The organism is Streptococcus sp. oral taxon 431 (genome assembly GCF_023115445.1).
Classification (GTDB): Bacteria; Bacillota; Bacilli; order Lactobacillales; family Streptococcaceae; genus Streptococcus.
Genome location: NZ_JALDUI010000024.1, coordinates 5,853 through 11,672, shown reverse-complemented (window position 1 = coordinate 11,672; position 5,820 = coordinate 5,853). Strand labels below are relative to the sequence as shown.

The following is a 5,820-nucleotide window of genomic DNA, read 5'->3' as shown; positions in this document are numbered from 1 at the left end:
AATATCAGATGATGAGACAAAATATTTTTGAAAACAGAAAAAGACAAACACCAAAAATGACGTTTGTCTTCGTTCTGTAACAGTCCTAAAGGGCTGTTTTTCTATGCTTTTGACTAAAAAATCTTAAATTTGTTTCTGCATCTTTCAGGAAAATGGTGTATACTATATGTAAACGATTTCAAAGGAGACCATTTATGGTGAAAACATTTTTTATTCCCAATAAACAAAGTATTTTAGGACAACAGGAGATTCTTACAGCTAAGTCAGTCTTGGCCTTGGTAGATGGCTTAGAGTCACATAGTTATGATGCTGTCTACCTCCGTCAACCCCTCAATCGCCTTGAGTATATCGAGTGTGGAATCGTAGGCAAGTCTCAATTTCTCTTTAAAGTTCGTTATGCAGATGCTCAAAAAGGCTATCAAGTGATCATTCCTGACCTGATTACAAGAGCTGACTGGGAGATTGTAGAAGGGCTCTTGCGGGCTTTGTCTAGCAAGGTTGGTGAAGCGGTTGAAGGCTTGGCAGACTTTGATTTGGAAAACTATCTCCAAGAAACGGTTAAGAACTATCTAGCTGATAAGGCTGCTCGTTTGGCCTTTTGCCAAGGAATTCTATCAACTATTTACTTTGATAAGAAGGATTTAGAAAGTTTCCTAGAAGAAGATGGACTGGCACGTTTTGAAGCATTAGTCAAAAAGGTTCAAGAGTCAGATGCCTACCCTGCAAGTGCGAAATTTTATCCAGATGGTGAGGGTAAGATCCACGGCATCTATCACTTGGCTCAGGGGGTTAAGACTATTTTGCCAAAAGGTCCTGTTGTTCCTGTGCCTTATGTTGAGCAGTTGGTAGGAAAAGAGCTTGTCTGGGAGATTGACCTGGTAAAAATCTCTGGAGATGGTTCTAAGCCTGAAGACTATGAAGCTGTAGCTAGACTGGATTACCAAGCCTTTTTAGAAGTTCTTCCAAAGGAACTTTGTCAGGATTTGGATGCCAACCAAGTAGAGGTAGGACCAGTTTCAGGAGAGGATTTTGAAGCTTTAGCAAATAGATAAATAAGGAATCTGTGACAAAAGTTTCTATAAAGTTAAAAAGCGAACAAGATTAGTTTTCTGATTATCAGAATTCTGTCTTGTTCGCTTTTTTTGTTTTTAAAATTTTATAGTAATGATCCTCTAAAGCTAATATCTTTCTATCTCGCTACCTTTATCTTACATAAAAGCTAGGATTCGTAAATATTCAAAAACCAGTGCCATTTCTGCTAGGAAGAAGAGAAATAGGACGCTTCCGTTGACGAGGACAGCCAAGAGCAGGCGATAGAAGGGATCAGTTGAGCTATCTTTGCTAGGTCTTGAAATGATATAGAGATTGCCAAGTAGAACCATACCAATACTAATGAGACAGAGAAGAGCAGCAAAGCGTAAGCCATTAAAGAAGGCAAAGAAGCTAGCGACGCCTGTCAGTAGGATAGGAAGGGCGAAGATTCTGCCATACTCTTGAAAGGCTCTTTCCAGTGTCCAATCGCTGTCCTGATCGACAAAGCGTTTGACTACGAATCCACCCATGAGGATTGAAAAGAAGAAGAGGCTTGTCGCTACTAAGATAGAGAAGATAGAAAAGAGATTGAGAGATGGGAATTGTTCCACGAAGTTGGCATCGATACTTGCCATGCGGCCGTAGTAGCTATGTTTGGCATGGTAAACAGTAAAGAGGAAACTCGTAGTAGAAAAGATAGTTAGGAGAGCAAAGGCATTATAACTATGTTTTTTATCTGTATCAAAACGAGCTGTCGGCTCTTTCAGAGCACCTAGTAGCCAATTCCAAAAATCAGCCAATTCTTCTTTGAAGATTGCAGTTTTTGTAGGTGTAGGATCTGGTAAAAATGGGCTTTCCAAAGATTTGCTGATTAAAGGTTTGCTTGTCTGAGAAACTTCTTTAACAGGTTCTTCTGACTTATCTATCTTTTCTGATTTTTCAGCGAGCTCTTCAGTCTCTACTTTTTCTAAATCAGCATCTTTATCTTCTGGAATAACTTGAGGATTTTCCTCAACTATTGGCGACTCTTCTCTTGTCTCTGAATCTTCTTCAAGGAGAACTAAGTCGGATGGGCTATCTTTTTTATCATTGTTGGCTGTTTTTTCGAAATCAGCACTTTCAAACCATTCTTGAGTCATGATGGGACCTCCTTTTTGATTAGTAACTTTTTATTCATGATGTCTATAAGAAGGCGAGCGAACATTCTCTTTTGGTAGATTGATGTCTTGACCAGCTTTTGCGACAAGTAAATCTTGTGTATCTTTTTTCTCTGATTTGTAAGGATTAGAGAACTCTTCATCTTCCTGGTTTTCCTCGTTTGGATTATATCCTTCCCGACTACGATGATAGATGGAACCATGGTCAGAAGAAAGTTCTACATTAATTCTCTCAAGTTCTTTTTTAGTTAGCTTGATGACCATATCTTTTTCTGCCTCTAGCTCTACCTTACCGTGCACTTGGATATCGTCTGCAGAGATATGTTCATGTTCAGCTTGGATACGACTATCTGTTAGACTGGTTTCAAATACATTGACAATTCCAGTTGTGGTCAGTTGGCTATTTTTTATTTCGCTATTAGTGATACGAAGAAGAAAGCCATTTGACTGAATCTTGGCATTGCTGAGTTTTACATCGGCAATCGAAAGGACACCGTGGTCGATCTGGGCGGTTAGATCTTTTAATTCTCTTCCTTTTGGCAGCGATAGAACGACCTCGTCATTGCGGCTAGAGACTCCGCTTACGATAAAGAGAATACCCTCGATACTAGAACCTAGAGAAGGACGTGTAGTTGACTTGGTGTCAGAAATTTCAAGAGTTTTGTCCTTGACAGAATGCTGGAGGTTTTCTTTTTCAGAAATTGTTGGGTGATACTGGATGTGAATCTTGTTATCGCTAGATTCTCTAATGACGAGCGAATGTTCTGTCAGTGAGATGTTTAGATTTTCAATATCTTGGTCAAAAACGAGCTCTTCCATTCGACTTTCAAATACTGGTTTTTGTGACATTGCAAGGAGGCTTCTGACACCGTCTGTTTGGATGCCGATGATCATCATTGAAAAACCGATGATACTGGTAACAACACCAAAGATAAGAAATCCTTTTGTCCATTTACGCATGTCTTTCACCTCTCTTTCCTCTATTAAGAATCCATTGGATAAGTCGAAGGACTAGTAATCCAAAGAAACGTGCTACATAGGAAGTCGCTAGTAAGACTAGAGATGAAGCTCCAATCGCTAATAAACCTCCTCCAAAAATCAGCACAAAAGCAGATGTAGATTCAGCCAGAACGTAGAAGCTTTCAAATAGGAGAACGCCTCCTAGGATTAGTCCAGCTACTGATACAGCAAAGAAGGCTAAAAGTACACTAACCGCAGCGATAAAAATGCCGATGATAGCCATGAGAAGAGCAATTCCGACCGGAATTCCGATAGGAGCTGCAAGAAGGGCTAGTAGAGCAATGCGTAAAATATAACGGTCGTTTTTGCTGGAATTTTCTTCGTTGATTTTCTTATCAAGAAGTGTAGTCAGGACATCATGGGCAGCTTCTTTTGGACTTCCCAGGCTAGCGATAAGCTCCTCCTCACCTTCTGGACCCGCATCATCAAAGAGTTCTTTGAAGTAATCCATGGCTTCAATGCGATCAGATTGAGGAAGCTTCATCAGATAGGCTTCAAGCTGATTCAAATATTCAGTTCTTGTCATGGCGAATGCTCCCTTCTATGATGCCATTGATAGTGTCAGTGTAGAGTGTCCATTCTTCTCGAAGGACAAAGAGTTGCTCCTCTCCGATTTCTGTCAAGGAGTAGTACTTGCGCATCCGACCTTGGTATTCGCGAGAGTATGTAGTCAGATAGCGGTTGGTATCCAGTTTTTTCAAGATGGGGTAGAGGGTAGATTCCTTGATTTTGGCAATGAGTTTAATGGTTTGACTAATCTCATAACCATAGGAATCCCCTTGTTCTAGGATGGCCAAGATGAGAAATTCAATCAAGGCCGATGATGTTGGAAAATACATGGGGCACCTCCTTTTTTAGTATGTAAAAATTTTATATATAATTATTCTACACATACATCATACATCTAAATGTAAGCCTTGTCAAGCAATATGTGTAAAATTTTTATATATAAAAAATCTTCTAGTGAAAACTAGAAGATTAGAGGATATTTGTGAGAATATTATCTGAATTTTATTGTAGATTTTTTATATTTGATATCATTATCCAATAGTTTTAGTAAAGGTGTTACATATTCAGGGTTTGGAAACTTAGGACCAAAAATTACCTTCTCAATTTGAATTGGGTTTTCCCGTTCTACATAAAGTTTACCAATTCCAGATTCTTTATCAATTTTTATTTTATCGTTACTTGGGTCTAGATTAGCATAGCGTAAGATACGAAGTTCGTTTTCATATTTGTAATCTACAGATTTAAATAAGTAACGAATTTCTTCGATACATTTAGAGATAGCATTTTTATAAAAGGGATCACTCTCATCCAAATTTTCTTCCAATTTTTGTTTTAAATGATTTACAGATTCATCTAATTTGTTTATCTCATCATCATCGAAGAGTTCGGATTTCTCGAGTTTAAAATCTTTACCTATATAGGCTATTCTATATAGATAATCAATGTTTCCTTTAGAAACATTGTCTTTTTTCTCAGATTTTAGTTGGGTTTCATCTCTATTGATAGAATTACTTGAATCATTATTCTCTAATTTATTCGGAGAACTTTTGAAATCACTACTTAATTCAGATATTGCAACTTCACTCTTATTTTCAGATTCTAGTAGTAGAGTTTCTTTACGCCATGACACATCATTGAAAGAAGTGAATCTTGAAAAATCATCTTCCTTAAGTACAAGACAAACACCTTGAGCGTCATCACCGTACTGGGACCACATGGCCAAGTCATCGGTCTTACTGGTAAAACTCATTAAAAACCATGAGCTAGGATCTAAAATATCTCGTTTCTCAAAGTAGGATGAAATTTTTCCTTCTTTATTAGATTTCAACACTTTTTCGATAACCAACCCTTCTTCGGGATCGTTCATATAACTAGCATTGTACAAGCGAGTTTTTCCAGAAACGGAAAAAATATGTTTCTTCTCTTCCTTCTCTTTCTTCTCTTTCTTCTCTTCCTTCTCTTCCTTCTCTTTCTTCTCTTCCTTCTCTTCCTTCTCTTCCTTCTCTTTCTTCTCTTTCTTCTCTTCCTTCTCTTCCTTCTCTTCGTTTTCCTCTTGTTTTAATATAACTTGTAGAGTAGCCCCTTTAGTGTAATGACCAAATTGAAGCTTCTTATTATCTTCTTTCAAACCAAGTTTAAATTTGATTTCTTGAACGATCCTATAGATATCTATTAGTTGATTGAGTTTATCTTTATCTTCAACATCTTTATAGTATTCAATCCAATCATTTAAAATATCGTATTTGGTATTTACAACTAGTCTACGGCCTGAAGTAAGTTTAAGGTTTAAAGCACGAATTAGTAATTCTCTGTCCGTATCAATATTAGAATTTAAACACAGCTTATCTAAAACTTTTGTGAGACTAGTAGTTGGAATCTTATCTGTATCAAATTCTATATCATGATTGTTTTGTAACATATCCACTAGAATATTAAATATCTCAACGCTAGAAACATTTTTTAAGATATCTAATAGTTTATTAACTATATCCTCGATATCATCTTGCAGATTTGAAAAATTAGCTAGAGCCATAGCATATTGTAAAGCAATGTCTTCAGACTGTTTGAAGCGATCAAAAATTTCTTTGACAGAATTAGCAGT

The 5,820-nt window shown here is 37.2% G+C and carries 6 protein-coding genes; 1 reads left to right on the top strand and 5 read right to left on the bottom strand.

What is annotated here, in order from left to right:
• Positions 1–194 precede the first annotated feature (194 nt).
• Entirely contained in the window at positions 195–1,052 is an 858-nt protein-coding gene (locus tag M1R56_RS09625) for a DUF4299 family protein (protein WP_248036000.1), read from the top strand.
• Positions 1,053–1,208: 156 nt separating this feature from the next.
• Here the strand turns inward: M1R56_RS09625 and M1R56_RS09620 are convergent, their stop codons facing one another.
• The 5 genes from M1R56_RS09620 to M1R56_RS09600 all read right to left on the bottom strand — a co-directional run.
• The gene (locus tag M1R56_RS09620; RefSeq protein ID WP_248035999.1) at positions 1,209–2,171 is read right to left on the bottom strand and encodes a DUF6574 domain-containing protein; all 963 of its coding nucleotides are present in this window, start codon (positions 2,169–2,171) and stop codon (positions 1,209–1,211) included.
• 30 nt (positions 2,172–2,201) lie between these two features.
• The gene (locus M1R56_RS09615; protein ID WP_248035998.1) at positions 2,202–3,149 is read right to left on the bottom strand and encodes a DUF4097 family beta strand repeat-containing protein; all 948 of its coding nucleotides are present in this window, start codon (positions 3,147–3,149) and stop codon (positions 2,202–2,204) included.
• On the bottom strand, positions 3,142–3,735 hold the full coding sequence (locus tag M1R56_RS09610; RefSeq protein WP_248035997.1) for a DUF1700 domain-containing protein: 594 nt from the start codon (positions 3,733–3,735) through the stop codon (positions 3,142–3,144). The genes M1R56_RS09615 and M1R56_RS09610 overlap by 8 nt, the downstream gene beginning before the upstream one ends.
• Entirely contained in the window at positions 3,722–4,048 is a 327-nt protein-coding gene (locus M1R56_RS09605; protein ID WP_000273853.1) for a PadR family transcriptional regulator, read from the bottom strand. Before M1R56_RS09605 ends, M1R56_RS09610 begins: the two co-directional genes overlap by 14 nt.
• A gap of 161 nt (positions 4,049–4,209) precedes the next feature.
• On the bottom strand, positions 4,210–5,820 hold a 1,611-nt coding region (locus M1R56_RS09600), incomplete at its 5' end, for a DUF2971 domain-containing protein (protein ID WP_348982775.1).